At 44.1% G+C, this 4196-nt stretch carries 6 protein-coding genes; 2 read left to right on the top strand and 4 right to left on the bottom strand.

The window, feature by feature from the left end:
• Positions 1 to 663: nucleotidyltransferase family protein (locus tag ACT3QQ_RS13655; RefSeq protein ID WP_444528401.1), on the top strand; the 663-nt coding region annotated here is incomplete at its 5' end.
• Positions 664 to 735: 72 nt separating this feature from the next.
• Positions 736 to 1302 carry a GNAT family N-acetyltransferase gene (locus tag ACT3QQ_RS13650; RefSeq protein ID WP_444528400.1) on the top strand — a complete coding sequence of 189 codons (567 nt, stop codon included), beginning with the start codon at positions 736 to 738 and terminating at the stop codon, positions 1300 to 1302.
• 186 nt (positions 1303 to 1488) lie between these two features.
• Here the strand turns inward: ACT3QQ_RS13650 and ACT3QQ_RS13645 are convergent, their stop codons facing one another.
• The 4 genes from ACT3QQ_RS13645 to ACT3QQ_RS13630 all read right to left on the bottom strand — a co-directional run bounded on the left by ACT3QQ_RS13645 (position 1489) and on the right by ACT3QQ_RS13630 (position 4168).
• A complete protein-coding gene (locus ACT3QQ_RS13645; RefSeq protein WP_444528399.1) occupies positions 1489 to 2103 on the bottom strand; it encodes a hypothetical protein in 615 nt (204 codons plus the stop codon).
• A gap of 63 nt (positions 2104 to 2166) precedes the next feature.
• Positions 2167 to 2796 carry a hypothetical protein gene (locus ACT3QQ_RS13640; RefSeq protein ID WP_444521448.1) on the bottom strand — a complete coding sequence of 210 codons (630 nt, stop codon included), beginning with the start codon at positions 2794 to 2796 and terminating at the stop codon, positions 2167 to 2169.
• 124 nt (positions 2797 to 2920) lie between these two features.
• A complete protein-coding gene (locus tag ACT3QQ_RS13635) occupies positions 2921 to 3670 on the bottom strand; it encodes a PhnD/SsuA/transferrin family substrate-binding protein (RefSeq protein ID WP_444528398.1) in 750 nt (249 codons plus the stop codon).
• A 3-nt stretch (positions 3671 to 3673) separates the two neighbouring features.
• Entirely contained in the window at positions 3674 to 4168 is a 495-nt protein-coding gene (locus tag ACT3QQ_RS13630) for a PAS domain-containing protein (RefSeq protein WP_444528397.1), read from the bottom strand.
• Positions 4169 to 4196: the final 28 nt, after the last annotated feature.

Here is a 4196-nt window from a genome sequence, read left to right as displayed (position 1 = left end):
CAAAATCATGCGGTCATTATCTTGGCAAGTGGCCTTAGTCAGCGTCTCGGTCAACCCAAGCAGCTACTTGTTAAGAGTGGCGAGCCGTTGGTTACTTCTATGACCCGACTGGCAATCGCTACCCGTCCACAAGTTATTGTCGTTATCATTCCTGATAGTCATCGTTTGATTGCTAGTACTATTACGGCATTGGCCGATCAATATTCGACGGTTCAAATAGTGATGAACTCACGAGCTGATACTGGTATAGCGCATAGTTTGAGTTTGGGTATTGAAACAGTTTCTGCTTTTGAGTCGACTTCAATCGATCGAGTGCTCATCATGGGAGTCGATCAAGTATTATTAAATGAGCCACATCTAACGGATTTGCTAGCGGGCAAGCAGACGGTAGTGGCCAGTCGCTATCATAGTTGGCAATGCTTAGAAAAACATCAAAGTCGAGATGAAACGGTATCTGACATTACAGGTTTGCCCTTAGCGATTAACTATAAACTGCTTAAACAGTGGCAATCAGAATTGGTAGGTGACAAAGGGCTTCGTCACCTCATCAGAGAGTTGCCCGCTGATCAAATAGGTGAGGTCGACAATGACCAACTTCGCTATGATGTTGATACGCCTGAGCAGCTAGCATTTGCTAGAAAACAGGGTTGGCTTGATAGCTAGCCTGATTGGTTTAATTTATTTTGAACAGTATTCATTTTGAACAACGAAATGCGAGAGAATAAAATTATAAATATGATAGAAACCGAACGACTGTACCTCAGACAATGGCAAGCGAGCGACTTTGCGCCATTCGCTGAGATGAATGCTAACCCTGAAGTAATGAAATACTTTCCTAAGCTACTGACTCCTAAAGTAAGCGATATCATTGCCAATAAGTGCCAGCAGCTAATTCAAGATAAAGGCTGGGGACTTTGGGCAATTAGCCTAAAAGATCATCCAAAAAATAATGGAAACTTTATCGGATTTGTAGGCTTGAATGAGACACATGCAGAGATGTCGTTTGCCCCTGCAGTTGAAATTGCTTGGCGATTGCATAGTGACTATTGGGGTCAAGGGTATGCTACCGAAGCCGCCCGTGCGTCTTTGGATTTTGCTTTTACTGAGCTAGATCTGGAAGAAGTGGTTTCATTTACAGCAGTCGTTAATAAGCGCTCGCAACTGATTATGCAGCGTATTGGTATGACTGATACGCAAGATAACTTCTACCATCCTGCGCTCAAATCTACTCATCCGCTTGCTGAACATGTGCTATATAAGATTACTCGGCAGCAATGGCAAGGTATAGTCAAATTCAAATAAATCCGCTACATCGTCACCCTCGCTAAGTATACTCATGTATAACTTGCACTCGGTTTTCTTGTATCGAAATTATTTGAATTCAACTATAGTTAGTAATAACAAGATATATAGGAAATAGAAAACCTAGGAAAAATTGCTCAGAACCTTATTTGTCTTGACCAATATCACGATGTGAGAAGGCCCTTGTTAATTAAGAAACTTGAGCCCAGACGTTTTGAGTGCCCATACCAGCTCTACAAAGGCGCGACTGTTGGTCAGAGGTTCGCCATCGATGATGAGGACGTAGCCTGCATTATCTATCCATAAAAACACAAAGCTGGTCTCAGGAATGAGTAAGTCAACCTGCTGAAAAAACGAGATAGCTTGGCTTTCTACCGCCCAACCACGTTGTTTTTGGCGAAGCATAAATCCTGAAAAATCAGCAGCGGCGACACTAAGCATGTCCGCTTCTTCTTGGCTATAGCCGACTCGCGCCAAACAAAATCCCTCATCAGAGCCAATCGCGGCTCGACGTTTACCAGACAAGCTTGCCACAACGTAAGGCAAAAACTGGTCTAATGGCAAGTTGGGTGCTGGTAAAAACAGCGACAGTTTTTCAATCCAGCCTTGTTCTATAAAGCTCTGTAGCCATTGTTCAGAATAACGCTGAAGCCAGTCAGCAGCGAGCAGTGTCTGATCATAAGACAGCAGATCCTGTAATGCCAGCTGCTCATCAGTCGGCTCGTTCTGTGAAAACGCCTCAAAAATACCAGCTGGCGTCAGGGTAAGATAGGTTTTTTCAGCGTTTAAGTAAGAGGACATAGCGGCTACCGTAGTGATCAAAAAGTAATGAAAGTGCGATGAAATTTATAAACAAGTGGCAATTTATAGTTCAGCAGAAGGTTTGGTTGTTTGGTCAAGGTGTTGTTGGCAGTCATCCCAACGCGCATCGAACTGCCAATCACTTTTACCCAAGCGGAACCATACCAGCGAAAAGGCGAGACGATCATTACGCGAAGTACAATGGGCAAAAAATTCATTTTCGATTTGTTCAATCGTGCCCCAGTCTTCGTCATCACGCGCTTGCATCAGCTCGGTGGTAATATCTTTAGCAATCTCTCGGGCATCGTCACTACTGATACGTAGCCGTTGTTTCTGCTCATTGAGAGAAGGGGATATCAGCACACTCCAACGAGTGGCCAACATACTATTGCGCTGGATGTATCTTTTTTTATCAATACAATCACGAAAGCCTTGCTGGACATGAGGATACAGACGGTCTTTGATACGAGTGAATAGGTTATTTACATCATATGGAATATCAAACCAGCAACCATAAAAAAAGTCTGCCACCGCACCTTGTAGAGGTTCTTTTTCCGTCAACAGTAACGCGGCGTTGATGCGCTGCTCATGAAAGTGACGGTTATTGGGAGCCAAAAACACTTTACGTGAATAAAACCGAAATACTCGGTGCGCGACTCTTTCATTTTCTTTGATAAGGTCTGAGTCAGACATAATAATACCCTCCTGTCATCGCTACTATTACGACGGTACTAGCTTTAGTGATAATGGCGTCGTATAACAAGCGATGATTTAGTTCAGAGAAATAGCGCTTGATATCAATATAACAATTAAGCGACTAGTCTAATAACGTCTGCATCAAATCAATCATAAATTCGGCATCTTCTTCGCTCATCGGCTCAAACCCTTGAGGCATACCAAGCTCAGCCAATGCTTCTTTACCATCGTCATCGTTATGCAAATTGAGGATGGCTTCTGAGAATATTTTCGCATCAGGAAAATCTTCTTTGATAAGGAGCACATGACTGATATCAGCCAAGTCACTTTCGATAAGTACTGATAGCTGAGTTTTGGTCAAGCGTGAAAAACTATGAAAAATCTCTGCTAAGAAAAACGCAACTTGAGCTTCACCTTTGATGACTTTTCGAGCAGCTGCTTGATAGGTCTCAGTCACATCCCAGCTGAGATCAGACGCTTCTATATCGACGGCCTCTAGCAAACGCAGACCAATCAGTTTGACATCTCGGTTGTCGGCCATCGCGACAGTAGCCCCTGCCTGAACGTCTTCTAGACGATCAATAGCACTGTTGGCCGCTGCTGCAATGACCATCTCGTCAGATTTACCAATAGGACGGGCGATGGCTCGATAGCCTTGCTCACGGATGAGAGTGGCTGCATCAAAAGGGTTGGCGTAAATGATCTGAATGTCACCGGCACCAATGACCTGCTCTTGCTCAGCATGAGAGGCGGGAATATTGAGATGCATATTCAGATTGGCACGTTTTTGAATCAAGGTGTTGAACATGTGCCAGCCTGCAAAGCGGTCAGGCGAAAAATCAGGGGCGATTAACATATTGTGTGTCGTCATGACTTAGCCTTCCTCATCTTGTTTCATTTGAACATATTGAGTCATCGCTGCTTCAATCTTACTGCGTGACGGTTTGCGCCTTACTGATGTGTAGCCAACGGTTTTGCCGTGACGCACGTTAGGCACCACAGTGGCATAGACCCAATAATGACTACCGTCTTTGCATAAGTTCTTGACATAGCCATGCCATTTTTGTCCAGACTCGGCAGTACTCCATAAGTCTTTATAGGCGGCCTTTGGCATATCAGGATGACGCAAAATATAATGCTGTTGACCAATTAACTCATCAATCGTGTAGCCGCTAATCTCAACAAAAGCATCATTGGCATGTGTCAGTATGCCGTCTAAATCAGTGCGCGAGACAATCAGTTTACCATCTGGGTAGGGACGTTCTATACCAGTATCATAGACAGTTCGTGAGGTGCCATCATGATAGGTCATCGTGATTTGCTCAGCAGGCATATCGGGCTTGTTTGCATCAGGGATTGGAGAACCCATGGTCATCTCCTTCGTTGGTCGTTATATT

It is taken from the genome of Psychrobacter sp. AOP7-A1-24 (assembly GCF_052376235.1).
Classification (GTDB): domain Bacteria; phylum Pseudomonadota; class Gammaproteobacteria; order Pseudomonadales; family Moraxellaceae; genus Psychrobacter.
This window is presented reverse-complemented; position numbering and strand designations above follow the sequence as displayed.